Source organism: Paenibacillus sp. FSL R5-0701 (genome assembly GCF_037973995.1).
In the GTDB taxonomy this organism is placed as follows: domain Bacteria; phylum Bacillota; class Bacilli; order Paenibacillales; family Paenibacillaceae; genus Paenibacillus.
Genome location: NZ_CP150230.1, coordinates 4408111 through 4425794 on the forward strand (window position 1 = coordinate 4408111; position 17684 = coordinate 4425794).

Sequence of the window (17684 nt, forward strand, 5' to 3'; positions counted from 1 at the left end):
CGATCGGGTGATGGTACAGCATATGTAATCTACGCCTAATCGGTGTTTTTGGGTGTCCACCGATTGGCATCGCGGGTGTTAAATTTATGCATGACTTTGTCGTGCGCCTCAGCCAGATCAATTCCCAGCGAGTTCGCAAAACAAATCGTGATAAATAAAATATCTCCAAGCTCAAGTTCAATGGAATTGGCTGCTTCGGAAGATTTCTTTGGCTTCTCGCCGAACTCATGATTCACTTCCCTCGCAAGCTCCCCAACCTCTTCAGACATCCGGGCCAACATGGCCAGAGGACTGAAATACCCCTCCTTGAACTGGGAGATATACTGATCAACCTCACGCTGCATTTCTGCGATGCTTTTCTCCATGAGAACGGATTCTCCTTTGAAATGATGTCGTATTTGTTCCTAATAATATCAGTTATTTAGATTCACTTCCACCATCATCAGCGACAAATCATTTTTAAAGATTCAATAAACAGGTATACTAGATGGGAATGATTAGTTCTTCATTCTAATTTATCTACAGCGAGGGATCTTATGAGCACTGCCAAAACCTGGGTTCAAGTTAAACTGGTTCTTCCCATCGTGCTGGGGACAGCCTTATATGCCTTTGGGCTCCTCTATTTCATTATCCCCAACCAGCTTATGGAAGGTGGCCTCACCGGGGTTACGGTGCTGATCAATTACGCTTTTGGCATCTCACCCTCACTTACAACCTTGATTCTGAATGTTCCCCTCTTTCTGATTGGGCTCAAAATTTTGGGCGGCAGACAGATGATCTATACGGGTATCGGAATCGGGGCGCTGACCGTTTTTCTATGGTTGTTTGAGAAGTTGATTCATCTGGGCTGGATTGAACCATTACATACCGAGAATGACCTCCTGCTCGCAGCCCTATATGCAGGTGTCACCCTTGGAGCCGGCCTTGGCATTGTATTTCGTTGGGGTGGAACGACGGGCGGTTCAGACATCATTGCCCGTATTCTCAACCGCAAGTATGGATGGAGTATGGGCCGAGTATTACTGGGCATCGACTTCGTCATTATCGGGCTCTCTCTCATCTACATCCCCAAAGAAAAAATTCTGTATACGCTCGTAGCTGTATTCATCGCCTCCAAAGTCATCGATTTTATTCAGGAAGGTGCATATTCTGCCCGGGCATTTATGATCATTAGTGACCATGCACCCGAGATTGCGGACCAGATTACACGGGATATGGACCGTGGCGTCACCCTCATTCCAGCCATTGGCGCGTACTCTAAACAGGCCAAACACATGGCCTACTGCGTGATCTCCAGGCAAGAGTTCAGGCGACTGCAGACCATTGTACGTTCCATTGACCCGAGAGCTTTTGTCATCATCAGCGATGTTCACGATGTACATGGCGAAGGTTTCAAAGAAAGCTGATATAACACAGAAAGTACATGAAAACCTCTTTTTACATGAAGAGCCGTTAGGTGTGGCTGTTCATGCGGAAAGAGGTCTTTTTATATACTACGATCAACTTCATATCCAATTAGCGCCGAAAAGGAAAAATCCCCTGCTGCTGCGCACGATATTTACGATATCCGGCGTAACTTAACGTCGCCACAATGACCGAACTAATGAGCAGCCCGGCTGCCCTGCGATCGGGACCCTGTACAAACGGTACAAAGGCACTCTCGTCCTTCTCGCGACCAAACAACTGGTTCACCAGTTCCTCCCCATGGCCCACCATGCTCTTTAATTGAGCCAGATCAGGTTGCTTGGCAGCGGTAAGCCCTTTGGTATGAGATAACCAGGCGTCCATCTGAGCAATCTCATACGGTTCACGGCGAATCAGTGCGGCAGGACGAATCGTTTCATAATGCTCCTCCAGAACGGTGTAGCGGTTTGCCAGAACGGCCGCAGTTTGCCCTTGATTTGTAGCAGCGGATAAAGCGTCCAGATCGTTTTTCACGATTTTATAATACTGAAGCCATAAAGGCTTGGTTGGATTCGCGAGACTATCTGCTGCAAGTCTGAGCTTGGCTGAGGACTGCTGAAGAGAAGCATCGTCATTTTTCACCTTCACAACGGCTTGTTTCACTTCAACTATGGTTTCGGACAAGGCGTGAATGCCCTCGACTGTTGTTTGTCCCTCAAAGGAGATATGCTCCAGACTTTTACTGATACGCAGAATGCTTCCGCGCACTTCTTCAATATTATTCTCGAGCGCCTGACGATACAATATGGCTGCTTCCTCATTCAGTTGTGCAATTGAATTGCTTGTGGACACTTGCTGATCTGAATTCGAATTCAATGCTTCACTTTGCGCGGATACACGATATGCTAAGTTCGTCCACAGCATTAGAGCCATGAACGATACCACCAGTAAGCCAGTTTTGATCCCAAACGTTCTCTTCATGGACATCCCTCCCACCACCAATGTATGGCGGGGGACAGTTCATTAGAACAAGCTCAAGATCGGATATCAGGTTCGTTTCGCCTGTCTTAAGGCAAGCCACGCGCACAGAATGCTTACCAGTGTCAGTCCGAATGTGAAATTACGCACACCATCTACATGATCATAGAGGGATGCGGGTAACCAAGGGTAAATATCATATGTATAATCCATCGTATCGTTCAACAGCGTCCAGAGACCTGCAACGACAAGAGAAGCCCAGCGGAACCCGAAAAAGCGTACATAAATAAGAGCTTCAATGGCCATTGCACTATGCGAAGCAATCAACATCCAGTCTTGCCAGTGCTGTGTACCACCTTGCATCCAGCCAGCGAAAATAATGGACACGGCCCACACGCCATATTTCACAGATGTGACTACGGCAAGCGCCTGAATCACATGTCCGATCCATTTGATCATGATGGACCGTGGTGGGTACAAGACCCATAACAACGCTAAAGTAAAAAACAAACTCGCTGTTGGGCTATCCGGCACAAATACGATCTGCCAAATCGGCTGCTCAGCCAGCGTCAATTTCATTTGCTCTCCGTACCAGATGTATCCGTATACCGTTCCTACCGCATTACACCAAAATAATAGCCACAGGAAATAACGATTGGTTAGAAATTCCCTACTCCAGAAATACGATAAAGCCACATTCCCTGCCCCTTCCTTCATCAATATTGTGCACGATACAGTGCTGTCCAAAAAAACACTTCAAAAAACCTGACCGCATAAACGATCAGGTTTCATTGGTTATTTCGATTTTACTGTTCTGCTTTCTGTTTCGCAAGCCATTCGGTCAGATGAGTGATCTCTTCATCCGTGACACCTTGAGCAATAGCATTATTGTACTGAGGTTGCATTGCATTGTATCCTTCTTTGATAATGGTCAGAATCTCTTCCTGGCTGTGCTTGTCACCTATGCCTCGAAGCGAAGGTCCAGTTGCGCCCTTCATATCAGCCGCATGGCAGCCAATACATCCAGCCTTCTTGTACGTTTCCATTGCAGGATCATCCTGTTCCACGATTGCAACTTCTTCTTGCTGTCCAGGTGCATTGGAAACGGGTGGGAGTCCCTGTTCACGCCTCTCCAGCGCTTCTTCTTCACGTTGAATATGTTCAGGTTTCTGTCCACTTGCTTCCAACTCATGCTCGTAGTGCGTCCACGCTACATTCGTCAGGTAAAATACAGAAATGACCGACAAAATCATCAGTGATGAAGCAATCGGGCGTTTATAGAAACGCCGCTCCTTGCCTGTGTCCAGGAATGGTGCCAGCAGCAAAGCTCCAAAAGCGACTCCGCTGACCCCCAGTACGCCGAGCAGAACGTAATCGCCCGATGCATAGGGATACTTCAAGTACTGATACAGAAAAAGGAAGTACCAGTCCGGCATAGGAATTACGGATGCGCTCGGATTGGCCGGATAGCCCAAAGGTGCAGGTTCTGAGATCGTTAGTACCAGAATCCCCACCAATACAACGACACCAACCATCCATTCTTTCAGCAGGAAGTTGGGAATAAAGGCTTCTGATTTGCCGGGATATGCCGTGTAATCAGGAGGGGTAATAAATCCCGCCCCTTTACGGACCCGTGAATCACCGACAAAGATAACCTTTTCCTCATCATCCTTCTTATGTCCGTGAGCCATTGCGATTCCTCCCTTCTCAGTTTATAGTGGTCCCGAAATGCCCTGTCTGCGGATCATGATAAAGTGTCCGACCAGAAGCACCAGAAGCACAGCGGGGAGGAAGAATACGTGCAGGGCAAAGAATCGGGTTAGTGTCTGTGCACCAACAATCGTACCGCCTTGCAGGAATTCTTTGATAATTGGTCCCAGCCAAGGAACCGTGTTGGCAATTTCCAGTGTTACTTTTGTTGCAAAATAGGCTTTGTTATCCCATGGCAACAAGTACCCTGTCAGCCCCAGGCCCAACATGACGAAAAAGATCAGCATGCCAACAACCCAGTTCATTTCTCGCGGTGCCTTGTAAGAGCCTGTAAAGAACACACGCATCGTATGTAAGAACATCATTACGATAACCAGACTGGCTCCCCAGTGGTGCATGCCGCGAACAATTTGGCCGAAGGCTACTTTGGTCTGCAGATACTCCACACTTGCGTAGGCATTGATAATATCAGGTACATAATACATGGTCAGGAACATGCCTGACAGAATCTGAATAACAGTAATAAAGAACGTCAATCCACCAAAGCAGTACACGAATGCGGAAAAGTGATGAGCCGGATTTACATGCTCTGGAACTTCATGATCCGCAACGTCCCGCCAGATTGGCGTGATGTCAAGACGCTCGTCAATCCAGTCATAGACATTTTTAAACATCTGCGTTCACGCCTCCTAATTCACTCGGGTGTTCGGAACAATGTCGCCCAGATATACCCAACCCTGCTCTTCCTTGACTACGTACTCATCCAGCGGTTTGGGGGCTACGGCAAGATTCTTCCCTTCCTTGTCATAGTGCGCGCCATGGCAGGGGCAATGATACTCGTCAGGGTATTGCTTGTCACTATTCCAGCCTACTGTACATCCCAGATGTTTACAGATAGGTGAGAGTGCATAAATTTTACCCTGTTCGTCTTTGCGAATCCACGCCACTAACGATGCATTACTAAGATACCAACCATCCTGTTGTTTAAGTTCAAAGGTGAATTCTTGAGGCTCATTCGTAATTTTGCTGATTTCAGCTACTTTGACAGAGGTGCCTTCTCCCTTATGTTGCAAAATCGGGTCCACCGCAAAACGGACCATAGGAAGGATTGCACCGGCGGCCATGTAGGCTGTAGCTCCACCAAGCGTGTACGTCAAAAACTGCCTGCGTGACATCTCCATGCGGCTTGGCAATTTCAATGAAGCTTCGTGGTGGTCATGCTCACTGCTCATACTGTCTCCAACCCCCTTTTTCAGCCAACTCTCTCAAACGTTTTCATTTTCATAAATTCCACGACTTACTAGAACATACATAATCATATAGTAGCCCTAGAACACCGTCAAGAATTTGTCACACATTTTTAAGGTTCAATTGTAAGCGTTATTAAAAAATTGTTGTAAAATTGTCACATTTGTCGCCAAAAACTATTTTTTCCACAACTCTCGTATTTTCTCCCCTATAAATCTCGCAATCCCCTCTTCTCCGACCTCACGAGTTAACACGGACCGACTCAAAACCAGATCAGCAGCTGGAATTTCCATGCCATCCAAATGACCATTTGATGACATAATAACCACATATTTGAATCCTGAGGATTTAAGCTGTGCGGACAAGGAATTTAATGTCATTGACAATTCTGAATTAGCATAATGAAAGGCTGGATATGTCATGATTCTCCCTTTGAAAGGAATTTCGACCAGATCCAGAAAATCTCTCAGCCGCTCCAATGCCTCGGTAGCTTCAACTGGCGACTGCTCACCGCTAAGAGCTGTGTATGGAATAAGGCATGTATCCAGATAGAGTTGCAGTTCAGCCCAGCTGTCTTGAGTCATCTCACTGAATTTCAATTCCCTATATCCCCTCTCTATCCATTTTATTCCCATATTATATATGACCATATCTTATAAATCCAGACATTCATTTCAGAATTACACATATCAAAAAAGGAAATACGCCTCTGCGCATTCCCTTTTATCTCAGAAAGGAACTATTTTGCCTATCAGTTTATGGTCCTCAGTTCATCCGTCAGACTCCGGAAAGCTACTTCGTCTCCGGTAGCTAACGCTTTATCGATTTCCAAATAGAGCTTCTCGCTGCGCTGTTTGCGAAGCGCTTCGTCCCACACCATCTCAGCTGCCAGCCCCAACATGACTTCATACGTAACTTTCATTTTATCCAATAGGATGCACCTCCAAAACGGATTTAAGAGCTCCTATATTCTTTTCCTTTGGTAACATAACCGAGTGAAGTTCTGGACATCCGCTCCAGATCGGCATCAGTCAGCTCACGTATCACTTTGGCAGGTGTCCCCAAAGCAAGAGTATAGGGCGGAATTTTACTATTCTCAGTAACAACAGAACCGGCTCCAATCAGCGTATATTCGCCAATGTCGGCTCCATTCAGCAGAATGGCTCCCATGCCGATTAATGATCCTGTTCCAATACAACAACCATGAATGATCGCTGTGTGTCCTACTGAAACATCATCTCCCACAATCAAAGGTTGATCAGTATTGACATGCCCAACAACGTTATCTTGAATATTACAGCGCTTTCCAATGATAATAGGAGCCAAATCAGCCCGCAGGACTGCATTGAACCAGACGGAAGACTCTTCTCCCATTCTCAAATCACCGATCAGTTTTGCACCTTCAGCCATATATACGGAAGGGTGTAACTGAGGTTGTAGACCTTTGTATGGAATTATCATTATTATCACTCCTTAATTTGGGAGTGATTTTAGCAACTTGTCCTTCACTTGTCAAACATAATAGGTGTAATGTCTCCTGAGATGGAGCGACAGGATGCAGCAAGACGTGTGCCCCAGGCTGTCATTTGTATAGTCCGGCCTTCCTCATGTTCCCCAATACGGACCATGCCAAGATGCAGCATCATTTTAACAATTCTGTTATCATAGATGGCATCGGCCGTATCATAATAGAACGGCTGAATGAATGGACCGATCTGACGAAACAGCGACTCGGCGGTTGACCATTCTTGGGCACATTCACCTGTCCAGTACACAATAGAGGACAGATTGGGAATAGCACCTTTATACAATCTTAACCAAAACCTAAATAGCTGTATCATTTCGGCGGTTTTCTCAGCCCCCAGCTTGTCTTCTCCAGCTGCTGATAGCTTCAGCGTGCCTTGCTCCTCATGAACCAGCCGATGGTGAAATGCATAGTCGTAGAGAAGTGCGAAACGATCCGGGTAATCCTTGAAGGAACGACCATATCCGAATCGCCATCCACCTTTGCCCACCAATTCCTCACTAATGTGCAAATGCTCCATAATCTGCTGTTGAGAGCGACGGTACATCATGCCTTCAGCGTTAAGGGCAATCTCATGCTGCTGGACATACTGCAGGAACAACTTGAGATCATCCGCTAAGAGATGATACTCATCCCGATACATGGGCGGTTCTGTTGTTTTGGTAATCCCTGCTCGCAGATGTGTGGATAACACATCCCTGAATCTTAATTTCAGATCCTGGGGTACCTGATACAAATACCTGGTCTGCTGCGTTGTCCCATTGAACAACCATCCACTCTTATTAAAGCGAACGATGAGATCACGTGGACTCGCGCCAGCCTCACTCTCCTTTTTGTCCATCGATTGACGGGCTATGGCAATGAGTTCTTCCATACCATAATACTGGCGAGGGTCAAACAACAAGTTGTTCAAAAAACGCTGATCTGCTTGATTCAGTTGACGTACCTGCTGCTCAAAAAAGGGTCTGCTGCCCAATGTAGTGAGAATACTCTGGATGAGTTCATGTTTGGAATTGGGCTTGCATTCACATTGGTAATAGTCTGCTATTCGATTAAGCTGGCCAATATCGGCAAAAGTAAGCATATCCGCTAGATTCATGGGTCCATCGCCTCGCCCGTTAACTACTTCGACTGCTGATTCGGAGCCTGAAATAGTTTGGTTTTGTAAACATCGTTGACGGAATTCCCATAATCTAAACCTCTTTTTGGAAATCTTTTATGTTTTAAAACATACTATGCCTCAAGTTGGTCAATCAGAAGAAAAATGAGAGGTTTGAAATCATATACAGTCTTTATTTCCCCATAAAACGCAAAAAAACAACCCAAGTTAGCTTACTCAGGTTGTTTCGCGGTGTCCAAAGACAGATGTCGTGTGCAATTATATAACAGCGGACTCCAGTCATCACGTTCCTTTTCCAGGATCGTCAGTGACAGGTTTCCAATCCGTTCTGTATACCGATCTTTAAACAAGGCTGTTAACAGGTTAGCTAAGAAAGCTCCGTGAGTGACAATGAGCACGTTTTGGTCTGGATAGGCAGACCATAGATCTTCCAGAAACGACAGTGCACGAATCTGGATATCCGCTATCTGCTCCTGCCCCAAATCTAATGTCTCCCAGGATTTGCCCCAGCGGGCAACCCGTTCTTCTGAAGTCAGACCTTCAATCTGACCAAAAGCCCTTTCTTTCAACCGTGCGTCAGGCTCAAGCAAAGGTACATTCAACAGCTTGGAGATAATCTCCCCTGTTTCCTGTGCCCGCGATAATCCACTTGTGATGATATAGTCCCATTGGTATTCTTCCGTCAGCAGACGTCTTCCCAGGCGCTCTGCCTGTTCACGACCTTCTCCATTCAGAGGAATATCCGTCTGACCCTGTATACGGCCCGCCGCATTCCAGTCTGTAAGACCGTGACGAATAAGCCCGATTCGCACTTACACCCCTCATTTCTCCACACGGCGAACGAAAGGTTATTACCTATGCACTCGCACCTTGTTTGCGTTTATTCGTTGTTCGATGCATACGTCCAAGAGAAAATAACGCCATTCCTATTGCAAGTAAAGAGAGGGCCATCCAATACTGCGGATAAGCAGGTCCCATGCTCACAACAAAAGGTTCTATGATACTTCCTCTGTCCGCTCCAGTCATGTTGTACTGATACATTCCCGAGGATGATGGTCCGCTTCCGGCAACCCCTGTCTCCAGGATACCCGTAGCCACAACCTTGGTTTGCTCAGCTTCTGATACGTCTGGCTTAAACATTGCCATATACAGAAAGCTGCATAAAAAAATAGCCAGGAACGCGGCGATCCACAAAGACATATGCTTGCGGATCACAGCAGAGAAACGATTAACCTTTACCTCTTCCGGCAGAAGCCATGGAGACTCCGCGTAGATCCGGTCCATAACGTTACGGTTCACTCTCTCTGCCTGTTGTTCTGTCACTGGAACCGGAATGCTGTGCAGCAAGATCTGAGCTTCTTCCCAGACCTCAAACTGCTCGGAGCACTCTTCACAACCAGCGAGATGAGCATGAAATGCAATCCGCTGAGGATGAGTTTCCGGCAAGTCCCAGACCAGTGCAAACAGTTCCTGGGCTTCATTGCAATTCATCGGTTCTTCATCCCTTCATATGGCTCGTACACCGGTTCGAAGAAATAAGGTTCCAATTGAGTTTTTACGCTTGATCTTGCTCTGAATAATAGCGATTTCACAGAACTGACGCTCTGCCCAAGAATATTCGCAATCTCTTGGTAGTCTAGTTGATCATACTCGCGGAGTATAATCGCAGAACGCTGCTTCTCCGGCAAATTGTTAATCGCATCCCTAACCAGCATCACCCGCTCGCTGCGTAGTACAGCATACTCCGGTGTATTCTCCGAAGGAGCAACGGGAACAATCCCGCTCTCTTCAAGAGGGACATTTCCGCTGCGCTGTTTGCGAAGCTCACTCAGTACCGTATTTCTCGCAATGGTATATAACCAGGTTGAGAATGAGGCATCCACCTCTCGGAAAGAGTGCAGACTGCGGAACGCCTTATAGAAAGTCTCAGAACAGAGATCTTCCGCAAGCAGCTCCATATTGGAACTTTTCAACATATGATATACGAAAGCCAGTATTTTACGCTGATAACGACTCATCAGCTCGGAATATAACTCCAGGTTACCTTCCTTGATCTCTCGAATCAACTGGGAATCCGTCATTTGAGTGCGACCCCTCCTCGCCCATCCATGTGCTTCTCCCCGTTCGACTCTATCCATGTATTACCGAACAGGCACAAAAAAGTTGCGGTTCTCACCGCATATAAAAAGCGTTCAGCGCCATAACTGGCCTTCCCGCCAAATTCCCCTATGTAATGGCAATTTCCCCAACGTTTCTACATTAACAGTATTTATTGTACAACGGTCTGCATCATCCTGGCAAATCCATTGGTATCCACAGAACCCGACCTGTCATTCATATGCGGTCATTTTCACGTTCATGACTTCATTTTGAGCCTTTTTGGTAACCCTTGCTTATATAGACGGACGATATACCGAAAAGGTTACAAAAATGTGATATTTATTTGATCTAAGGTATCCTAACAGATTAAGGAGGGAGATGTAAATAGAGGATGTAAGTTAAAGTGTAACTATTAACATATCAATGCCTTTCCCATAACTTTTTTAGACAAAAAAAAGACCGCTTACATAAGCGGCCATTGCTCACGTGGAGCAATACAGTTATTGGATAGGAGTGGAGAGAAACCATACTGTACCCTTATTATATGTATACGTTTTCATTTTGTCAACACTTTCAGTAAAATTGTTTGAATTAATTATATCTTTAGGTAAATCAGGATAATACATCCTTTTTTTCGTGACTGAAAATCACATAACAACTACTCCAATATAACCTCACAAAAAAGAGGGCTTTCGCCCTCTTTCTCGTCTTATATCCACACTTGATAGCCTAAGGAATCCAATAACGTCTTGGCTCGTTCCATATCTTCTTCCTGACGGAAAGACAGACGCATAATGCCCGGCACATCCACCCGGTTTTCGATAATCTCCAAGTTGCTCAAGTTGATATCATTCGCCCCAAGCTCAGTTGCAATCTTACCGATCATACCCGGTGCATCCTGGACATCAGTATACAGATCAAATAACGGCGAAATCATGCCTTTGCGTCGTTCTGGTAATATACTGCGGAACTCGCGGGCCTGACGGAATGCCTCCTCTATGCCTTCACCGTTCTTATGCTCCAGCATATCCGTAAAGGCCGTCATCTGGCTATTCCAGTCCTTAAGCAAGCCCAGCAGTACATCACGGTTGCTAAGCAAGATATCTCTCCACACAATAGCATCACTGGACGCAATCCGGGTAATATCCCGGAAACCACCTGCAGCCAGCATTTTATACAGTGGATTCGACTCATTATATTCACGCACCTGATTCACCAGTGCAACAGCAATAACATGTGGCAGATGACTAATCGCCCCCACGATATCATCGTGCAGCAGAGGCTCCACACGCACGATCTGTGCCCGCGTATATGCAAGCAGCTCAGACAGCCTGCTGTAGGCTTCCTCAGGTACATGTTCTGAAGGGGTTAAGACATAGTATGCATTCTCAAACAACACAGCTGAGGCCGCATCAACGCCTGCACGCTCCGACCCTGCCATGGGATGACCACCAATGAAGTAAGCGTCAGTCAACCGCACATGCTCGGCACAAGCGGCAATGGAAGCCTTGGTGCTTCCTACGTCCGTGATGATACATCCTTTTTTCAATGGCAGCTTGGAGAGCTTTTCGAAATAGGATTCAAGCAAACCTACGGGAACGCACAAAAAAATAAAGTCGGCATCCTCTACCGCTTCTTCCAGAGAGAGCGTGGCATCATCCACCACACCGCTCGCTATGTACTTGTCCTTCAGTTCATCCAAGTGGGCGTAGCCCATCACGGTTACACCTGGCTTGCCTTTGAAGCAGAGCGCCAGTGAACCGCCGATGAGTCCTACACCAATCATTGCAATTTTTAGTTTCACGGGTCCTCACTCTTTCATCGCCAGTATTAAGGGCGTGCTACCGCCTTCTCAGCCAGCGTGTTCTCCAGTGCCGTGACAAATGCACGGTTCTGTTCTGATGTTCCGACGGACACACGAATGTAAGTTGGGTATACGTGGAATCCTGAGCGAACGATAATGCCTTGTTTGAGCAAGGATTGGAACGCATTTGCCGAAGGCATATTCAGGTCAACCATAATGAAATTACCCTGTGAAGGGAAATACGACAATCCGAGCCGTGTAAATTCATTTTGCAGGTAATCCCGATCCGTTGCATTCCGCTTCGAGCACTCTTGAACAAAATCCTGATCCAGTAGTGCAGCTTTTGCCGCAACCTGTCCAAAACGGGAGGTGTTAAACGGTTCACGTACACGGTTAATCAAATCAATAATTTCGGGACGTGCAATACCATATCCGATCCGAAGCGAAGCCAAACCGTAAATTTTGGAGAATGTCCGCAGGATGACCAAGTTCGGATACCGTTCGATCAATGGTATACTTTGCGGATATGCTTCATCGGTTACGAATTCATAATAAGCTTCGTCCAGTATAACCATCACATGAGCAGGCACACGGTCCATAAAGGCTGTAAGTTCCTGCTCGGAGATAATCGTACCTGTCGGATTATTTGGATTACACACCCATACTGCTTTGGTTTTGTCGTTAATTTGCGCGAGCATCGCGCTCAGATCATGCGTGCCATCTTTCAGAGGCACTTCGATGGACACGGCACCCTCAATATCTGCATTGCTTTTATATACAGAAAATGTCTGATCTGCCATGATGGTCTCGTCACCCGGCAAGAAGAAAGCTCTCGTGATCAAAGCAATAATCTCATCGGAACCACAACCAAATATTAAGTTGTTCCGTTCAACGCCAAGATGCTTGGCAAGAACTCCCGTCAGCTCAACCGAGCTACCGTCTGGGTATATGCTTATATTAGTCATTTCTCTCGTAATGGCTTCCAAGGCGGCAGGAGAACTGCCGTACGGGTTTTCGTTGGAGGCCAGCTTGATGACTTGTTCAAGCCCCAGTTCACGTTTCACTTCTTCAATCGGTTTGCCCGGCTGGTACACAGGCAGATTGACAATCTGGGATTTCGGTTTCAACCCGACCGCCTCCTGTTATTGAAATAATGTTAGACACGAATCAGCGTGCACCTCACGTGTCCAAAAGATATCCTTTCAGGACATCTCTATCCCTTTAATTGTGCCACAAAGTTGCGAATTTGCAACAGTCCCGCTGCACGCGTATCCGGATTTTCAAGCAGAGGAATCGCATCTTCCACTTGACGAACAATGGCACTACCTACAACAACGCCATCGCAGATGCGTGAGAAATGTGCCACCTGCTCATGACTGGAGATACCAAAACCTACTGCTACAGGGAGGTCTGTCAGACTTTTCACCGTCTCAATGAAGCTCTCTACGCCATCAAAGAAAGAAGCTCTCTCTCCGGTTACGCCAAGAGAAGATACACAATAGATGAAGCCCCTCGCTCCCGTTACAATCCGCTCAATTCGGGCATTAGATGTAGGTGCAACAAGCGGCACCAGATGCACACCAGCACGATTTGCGCGTTCTCGCATCTCTTCCGCTTCCTCAATCGGCAGGTCCGGAATGATCATGCCACTAATATCGTGTTTGACCAATTCATCAAAGAATACATCCAGTCCTGTCTGTAATACCGGATTATAATAGGTGAACAGTACAAACGGCAGTTTCACACCTGCCTTACGAGCTTTTGCAGCGGTTTCCATAACAGTACGAATGGTAATCTGGCTTTTCAGCGCACGTTCGGAAGCACGCTGAATGACTGGGCCATCCGCAAGCGGATCGGAATAGGGAACACCCAATTCCAAAATATCCGCTCCAGCCTGTTCAAGCTCCTTGATGATATCAATCGTTGTGTCCACATCCGGGTCTCCCACGGTTAAGAATGGAATAAGTGCCGTACGATTCTGTTGCTTCAATTGCTGGAAGGTCTGGTCCATCAGATTCATCCCAAGTCACCTCCCGTGTATTTCATGATGGATTCAACGTCCTTGTCTCCACGTCCCGACAGACAAATGACTACAATATCATCTGCTGTAAGTTCAGGCGCCAGTTTGACAACTTGGGCTACCGCATGTGCAGACTCCAGAGCAGGAATGATTCCCTCCGTCCGACATAGGAGTTGCAGGGCATCCAGTGCTTCCTGATCCGTGATCGGTACATATTTTGCCCGTTCAATATCCTTGAGATAGGAATGCTCCGGACCAACACCCGGATAATCAAGTCCGGCCGAGATGGAATGCGCTGGCTGAACCTGTCCATACTCATCCTGCAACAGGTAACTCATAGATCCCTGGAATACACCATGCGTACCTTTGGTCATCGTTGCAGCGTGATACTCGGTTTCGACCCCTTTGCCTGCGGCTTCAACACCAACAAGCTTCACATCCTGATCACCGATAAATGGATAGAACATACCGATCGCATTACTTCCTCCACCTACAGCTGCTACAATTACATCCGGCAAACGCCCTTCGATCTCCTGAATCTGACGACGGGTCTCATCACCAATCACACGTTGGAAATTCCGCACCATCATCGGATATGGATGAGGACCAACCACTGATCCCAGCACATAGAATGTATCCTCCACATTGCTGACCCAGTAGCGAAGTGCTTCATTACCAGCATCCTTCAGTGTCCGTGTTCCGGACGTCACCGGAATCACTTCTGCTCCGAGCAGCTTCATCCGAAATACGTTTAACTGCTGACGCTCTGTATCTTCTTCGCCCATAAATACTTTGCATTCCAGTCCAAGTAATGCGGCTACGGTTGCCGTTGCAACGCCATGTTGACCTGCACCCGTTTCGGCAATAACTTTCTTTTTCCCCATCCGTTTGGCAAGCAAACCTTGTCCAATGGCGTTATTGATTTTGTGCGCGCCTGTATGATTGAGATCTTCACGTTTCAGATAAATTTTCGGCCCGCCCAATCTGCGTGACAATTGCTCTGCATGATACAATGGCGTTTCACGTCCAGAATACTCGCTTAGCAGATAATTCAGTTCCTTGTTGAATTCCTCATCTTCAGAGAAGTGGCTATATGCCTCCTCCAACTCAATAAGTGCGTTCATTAGTGTCTCAGGTACAAAGCGGCCTCCGAAGTGACCGAAACGCCCGTGTTGATCCGGCAATTGATGTGTCATGCCTGCTTCACCCTTTCTACGAATGCTGTAATTTTGGCAATATCCTTCACACCTTCAGTCTCAACTCCGCTGGATACATCGACGCCGAAAGGTGCATATGTCTGTATTAGTTGTTGTACATTGTCCGGCTGCAAACCTCCTGCAACGAACAGAGCAATTTCGCGACTTTTTGCCCATTCAGCATAGGCAGGGATTCGCTCCCAGGCAAACGTTTTCCCGGAGCCCCCTCCATATAGAGGATCATGGGTATCAAGCAATATCGCATCCACGAATTTATCATAAGTATCAAGAGCCCTTATGGCTGCATCATCAGCTTCCGGTCCCGTTTCATCTTTGGGAAAAGAAAAAACTTTGAACACTTTGGCATTCCACCGCTGCTTCACCTGCTGGCAAAATTCCGCAGTCTCCTGTCCATGCAGTTGAATTACATCCAGCTGAGCAATGTCCATAATGTGTTCCAGTTCTTCGAGCGTAGGATTCACAAATACACCCGCAAGCTTCGGCCGATCATAGGTAGACCATTCGAACAACACCGTTCTTAATGCAGCAGCCTGCTCGGGTTCGATTCGGCGGCGTGATTTGGCAAAAACAACACCAATGTAATCCACAGGCAAGTTTATCATCGATTTTAGCACTTCAACGTCCTGAAGTCCACATATTTTTACGGCCGCTGGCAGCGGGTTTCTCAGTTCTGGCATACTGTCGCCTGTGCCATCGTGTATGGAAGTATTCATCATTTGGGTCCCATCAGATCAGTTACAGCCGCCTCGACATCATCCTTGCGCATGAGATGCTCACCTACGAGAATACCATGAACACCGGCCTGAATCAGAGGTACTGTTGATTCTGGTCCGTCAATACCACTTTCGCTAATCAAGGTAACGCCACTTGGAATCAATTCCATCAAATCCAGTGTCGTGTTCAGACTGGTTTCGAATGTTTTCAAATTACGATTATTGATGCCCACAAGTGTTGCCTGCGGAATCTCCAATACCTGCTCCAGTTCTGTTCGATCGTGGACTTCAATCAAGGCATCCAGCCCCAAACTTTTGGCGAATTCCAGATATTGACGAATCTGTTCAGGTGTCAGAATGCTGGCAATCAGCAGTATCGCATCCGCACCCAGTAATCTGGCCTCGGCAATCTGTCGTTCATCTATAATAAAATCCTTGCGCAATAGCGGAATGTTCACTGCTTGATGGATAGCCTGCAAGTACTCGTTGCTGCCTTGAAAATACGACACATCTGTTAATACGGAGATGCAGTCTGCACCCGCTCGCTCATAAGCAGCAGCAATCTCTACCGGATGAAAATCCGGACGAATTAACCCTTTGGATGGCGAAGCCTTCTTCACTTCAGCAATAAGGCCGAGTTTGCGATTGCGTCTGCTTGATAATGCTTTTTCAAACCCCCGAGTTGCGGGTAGTTGTTCGATTTGTTGGATAGCTTCATCCATGCGAAATGTCTGTGCAAGAACTTCAACTTCTTTATGTTTGGTTGCAACGATTCGATCAAGATACATGACTGTACGCCTCCGTTGTATGAATTAACTGTTCAAGCTTCCCGGCAGCTTTGCCCGAATCTACCGCTTCTGCGGCAAGTGTCACCCCTTCAGCAATGCTATCTGCAAGACCGGATACATAGATGCACGCTCCGGCGTTCAACAGAACGACATCGCGGTAGGCACTCTGCTCACCCTGGAAGATCCTCTTAATAATTTCGGCATTCTGTGCCGCATCTCCTCCAAGCACCGCTTCGAGCGGATGCAGAGACAAACCCATATCACGTGGATCAATATCGTAGGTGTGCACTTCACCATTGCGAAGTTCAGATACCTGAGTCGGTGCCGAGATACTGATTTCATCCAGACCATCATGGCTGGCCACGACCAACGCTCTTTTGAGACCAAGACGATTCAGTACTTCAGCAATCATCGGCGTCCGGGAACGATCATACAGGCCAAGCAATTGGCGATCTGCTCCCGCAGGATTCGTTAAAGGTCCGAGCATGTTGAAAATGGTACGAACACCCAGCTCTTTTCTTGGTCCTGCCGCATGTCGCATGGAAGGGTGATATACTTGGGCAAAACAGAAGCAGATTCCGATATCATCCAGACATTGTCTGGCCTGCTCACCGTTCAGATGGATATTTACACCGAGTGCCTCTAATACATCTGCACTACCCGCTTTGCCTGAAGCTGAACGGTTGCCATGTTTGGCGACCCGAACCGAGACGGCCGAAGCAATGATGGCGGATGCTGTGGAAATGTTGAATTTGTGAATACCCGATCCACCTGTTCCACACGTGTCCAGCAAGCCGCTGCCATCCGTTAGAATCCGTCCGCCCTGACCACGCATGGCTTCAGCAAAACCAGTGATCTCATCCACCGTTTCCCCCTTCATCCGTAGCGCCATCAGCAAACCTCCGATTTGAGCCGGCGTTGCCTCACCTCTCATAATCGAGTACATCAAATCTCTTGCTTCGGCTTGCTCCAGATGGCTGCCCTCCAAAATCTTCGCCAGGCCATTCTTCATGCCTTCCTCACGAGTAATTTCAGCAATGGGGGTTACAGGGTTCTC

Annotated in this window: 21 protein-coding genes; 1 reads left to right on the forward strand and 20 read right to left on the reverse strand. The window is 47.1% G+C overall.

From position 1 onward, the window contains the following. Positions 1-35: 35 nt before the first annotated feature. Positions 36-365 carry a nucleotide pyrophosphohydrolase gene (locus MKZ13_RS19315; protein WP_017687732.1) on the reverse strand — a complete coding sequence of 110 codons (330 nt, stop codon included), beginning with the start codon at positions 363-365 and terminating at the stop codon, positions 36-38. Positions 366-536: 171 nt separating this feature from the next. Here MKZ13_RS19315 and MKZ13_RS19320 point away from each other — a divergent pair, with 171 nt between their 5' ends. Then, the gene (locus MKZ13_RS19320) at positions 537-1406 is read left to right on the forward strand and encodes a YitT family protein (protein WP_221820340.1); all 870 of its coding nucleotides are present in this window, start codon (positions 537-539) and stop codon (positions 1404-1406) included. Between the two features lie 109 nt (positions 1407-1515). Here MKZ13_RS19320 and MKZ13_RS19325 read toward each other — a convergent pair whose 3' ends face one another. The 19 genes from MKZ13_RS19325 to trpD all read right to left on the reverse strand — a co-directional run bounded on the left by MKZ13_RS19325 (position 1516) and on the right by trpD (position 17657). Beyond that, on the reverse strand, positions 1516-2385 hold the full coding sequence (locus tag MKZ13_RS19325) for a sporulation protein YpjB (protein ID WP_339177481.1): 870 nt from the start codon (positions 2383-2385) through the stop codon (positions 1516-1518). Between the two features lie 66 nt (positions 2386-2451). Continuing rightward, positions 2452-3078, reverse strand: a complete 627-nt coding sequence (locus MKZ13_RS19330; protein ID WP_339177485.1) for a DUF1405 domain-containing protein — start codon at positions 3076-3078, stop codon at positions 2452-2454. Positions 3079-3188: 110 nt separating this feature from the next. Beyond that, on the reverse strand, positions 3189-4073 hold the full coding sequence (locus tag MKZ13_RS19335; protein WP_036607643.1) for a menaquinol-cytochrome c reductase cytochrome b/c subunit: 885 nt from the start codon (positions 4071-4073) through the stop codon (positions 3189-3191). Between the two features lie 21 nt (positions 4074-4094). Next, a complete protein-coding gene (locus MKZ13_RS19340; RefSeq protein WP_017687726.1) occupies positions 4095-4766 on the reverse strand; it encodes a cytochrome b6 in 672 nt (223 codons plus the stop codon). A 15-nt stretch (positions 4767-4781) separates the two neighbouring features. Then, positions 4782-5324, reverse strand: coding sequence for a ubiquinol-cytochrome c reductase iron-sulfur subunit (locus MKZ13_RS19345; RefSeq protein ID WP_017687725.1), 543 nt, complete (start codon positions 5322-5324; stop codon positions 4782-4784). Positions 5325-5516: 192 nt separating this feature from the next. Then, positions 5517-5939: a DUF2487 family protein gene (locus MKZ13_RS19350; protein ID WP_339177486.1), complete on the reverse strand. Its 423-nt coding sequence runs from the start codon at positions 5937-5939 to the stop codon at positions 5517-5519. Between the two features lie 152 nt (positions 5940-6091). Continuing rightward, entirely contained in the window at positions 6092-6271 is a 180-nt protein-coding gene (locus tag MKZ13_RS19355) for an IDEAL domain-containing protein (RefSeq protein ID WP_017687723.1), read from the reverse strand. A 23-nt stretch (positions 6272-6294) separates the two neighbouring features. Further along, the gene (locus MKZ13_RS19360) at positions 6295-6801 is read right to left on the reverse strand and encodes a gamma carbonic anhydrase family protein (protein ID WP_036607653.1); all 507 of its coding nucleotides are present in this window, start codon (positions 6799-6801) and stop codon (positions 6295-6297) included. Positions 6802-6845: 44 nt separating this feature from the next. After that, positions 6846-7964 (reverse strand): hypothetical protein, encoded by a 1119-nt coding sequence (locus MKZ13_RS19365; RefSeq protein WP_339177489.1) that lies wholly within the window; start codon positions 7962-7964, stop codon positions 6846-6848. A 233-nt stretch (positions 7965-8197) separates the two neighbouring features. Then, positions 8198-8797: a histidine phosphatase family protein gene (locus MKZ13_RS19370; RefSeq protein ID WP_339177491.1), complete on the reverse strand. Its 600-nt coding sequence runs from the start codon at positions 8795-8797 to the stop codon at positions 8198-8200. A gap of 43 nt (positions 8798-8840) precedes the next feature. Beyond that, the gene (locus MKZ13_RS19375; RefSeq protein ID WP_307410807.1) at positions 8841-9476 is read right to left on the reverse strand and encodes a hypothetical protein; all 636 of its coding nucleotides are present in this window, start codon (positions 9474-9476) and stop codon (positions 8841-8843) included. Next, positions 9473-10066: a sigma-70 family RNA polymerase sigma factor gene (locus tag MKZ13_RS19380; RefSeq protein ID WP_036607662.1), complete on the reverse strand. Its 594-nt coding sequence runs from the start codon at positions 10064-10066 to the stop codon at positions 9473-9475. Before MKZ13_RS19380 ends, MKZ13_RS19375 begins: the two co-directional genes overlap by 4 nt. A 728-nt stretch (positions 10067-10794) precedes the next feature. Next, positions 10795-11889, reverse strand: a complete 1095-nt coding sequence (locus MKZ13_RS19385; protein ID WP_074095636.1) for a prephenate dehydrogenase — start codon at positions 11887-11889, stop codon at positions 10795-10797. Between the two features lie 26 nt (positions 11890-11915). Further along, entirely contained in the window at positions 11916-13016 is a 1101-nt protein-coding gene (hisC, locus tag MKZ13_RS19390; protein ID WP_237174708.1) for a histidinol-phosphate transaminase, read from the reverse strand. 86 nt (positions 13017-13102) lie between these two features. Beyond that, on the reverse strand, positions 13103-13909 hold the full coding sequence (gene trpA, locus MKZ13_RS19395; protein WP_339177497.1) for a tryptophan synthase subunit alpha: 807 nt from the start codon (positions 13907-13909) through the stop codon (positions 13103-13105). Continuing rightward, positions 13906-15105, reverse strand: coding sequence for a tryptophan synthase subunit beta (trpB, locus tag MKZ13_RS19400; protein WP_017687714.1), 1200 nt, complete (start codon positions 15103-15105; stop codon positions 13906-13908). Before trpB ends, trpA begins: the two co-directional genes overlap by 4 nt. Beyond that, complete coding sequence (locus MKZ13_RS19405; RefSeq protein ID WP_339185417.1) at positions 15102-15803, reverse strand: phosphoribosylanthranilate isomerase; 702 nt, start codon at positions 15801-15803, stop codon at positions 15102-15104. Before MKZ13_RS19405 ends, trpB begins: the two co-directional genes overlap by 4 nt. Before the next feature lie 35 nt (positions 15804-15838). After that, positions 15839-16627: an indole-3-glycerol phosphate synthase TrpC gene (gene trpC / locus MKZ13_RS19410; RefSeq protein WP_339177499.1), complete on the reverse strand. Its 789-nt coding sequence runs from the start codon at positions 16625-16627 to the stop codon at positions 15839-15841. Then, positions 16617-17657: an anthranilate phosphoribosyltransferase gene (trpD, locus tag MKZ13_RS19415; RefSeq protein ID WP_091034830.1), complete on the reverse strand. Its 1041-nt coding sequence runs from the start codon at positions 17655-17657 to the stop codon at positions 16617-16619. Before trpD ends, trpC begins: the two co-directional genes overlap by 11 nt. Positions 17658-17684 lie beyond the last annotated feature (27 nt).

What these genes read in the sequence shown, in the direction of transcription:
- MKZ13_RS19315 (WP_017687732.1), bottom strand. Translation starts at nt 365, where the DNA reads ATGGAGAAAAGCATCGCAGAAATGCAGCGTGAGGTTGATCAGTATATC.
- MKZ13_RS19320 (WP_221820340.1), top strand. Translation starts at nt 537, where the DNA reads ATGAGCACTGCCAAAACCTGGGTTCAAGTTAAACTGGTTCTTCCCATC.
- MKZ13_RS19325 (WP_339177481.1), bottom strand. Translation starts at nt 2,385, where the DNA reads ATGAAGAGAACGTTTGGGATCAAAACTGGCTTACTGGTGGTATCGTTC.
- MKZ13_RS19335 (WP_036607643.1), bottom strand. Translation starts at nt 4,073, where the DNA reads ATGGCTCACGGACATAAGAAGGATGATGAGGAAAAGGTTATCTTTGTC.
- MKZ13_RS19340 (WP_017687726.1), bottom strand. Translation starts at nt 4,766, where the DNA reads ATGTTTAAAAATGTCTATGACTGGATTGACGAGCGTCTTGACATCACG.
- MKZ13_RS19345 (WP_017687725.1), bottom strand. Translation starts at nt 5,324, where the DNA reads ATGAGCAGTGAGCATGACCACCACGAAGCTTCATTGAAATTGCCAAGC.
- MKZ13_RS19360 (WP_036607653.1), bottom strand. Translation starts at nt 6,801, where the DNA reads ATGATAATTCCATACAAAGGTCTACAACCTCAGTTACACCCTTCCGTA.
- MKZ13_RS19365 (WP_339177489.1), bottom strand. Translation starts at nt 7,964, where the DNA reads ATGAATCTAGCGGATATGCTTACTTTTGCCGATATTGGCCAGCTTAAT.
- MKZ13_RS19375 (WP_307410807.1), bottom strand. Translation starts at nt 9,476, where the DNA reads ATGAATTGCAATGAAGCCCAGGAACTGTTTGCACTGGTCTGGGACTTG.
- MKZ13_RS19380 (WP_036607662.1), bottom strand. Translation starts at nt 10,066, where the DNA reads ATGACGGATTCCCAGTTGATTCGAGAGATCAAGGAAGGTAACCTGGAG.
- trpA (WP_339177497.1), bottom strand. Translation starts at nt 13,909, where the DNA reads ATGAATCTGATGGACCAGACCTTCCAGCAATTGAAGCAACAGAATCGT.
- trpB (WP_017687714.1), bottom strand. Translation starts at nt 15,105, where the DNA reads ATGACACATCAATTGCCGGATCAACACGGGCGTTTCGGTCACTTCGGA.
- MKZ13_RS19405 (WP_339185417.1), bottom strand. Translation starts at nt 15,803, where the DNA reads ATGCCAGAACTGAGAAACCCGCTGCCAGCGGCCGTAAAAATATGTGGA.
- trpC (WP_339177499.1), bottom strand. Translation starts at nt 16,627, where the DNA reads ATGTATCTTGATCGAATCGTTGCAACCAAACATAAAGAAGTTGAAGTT.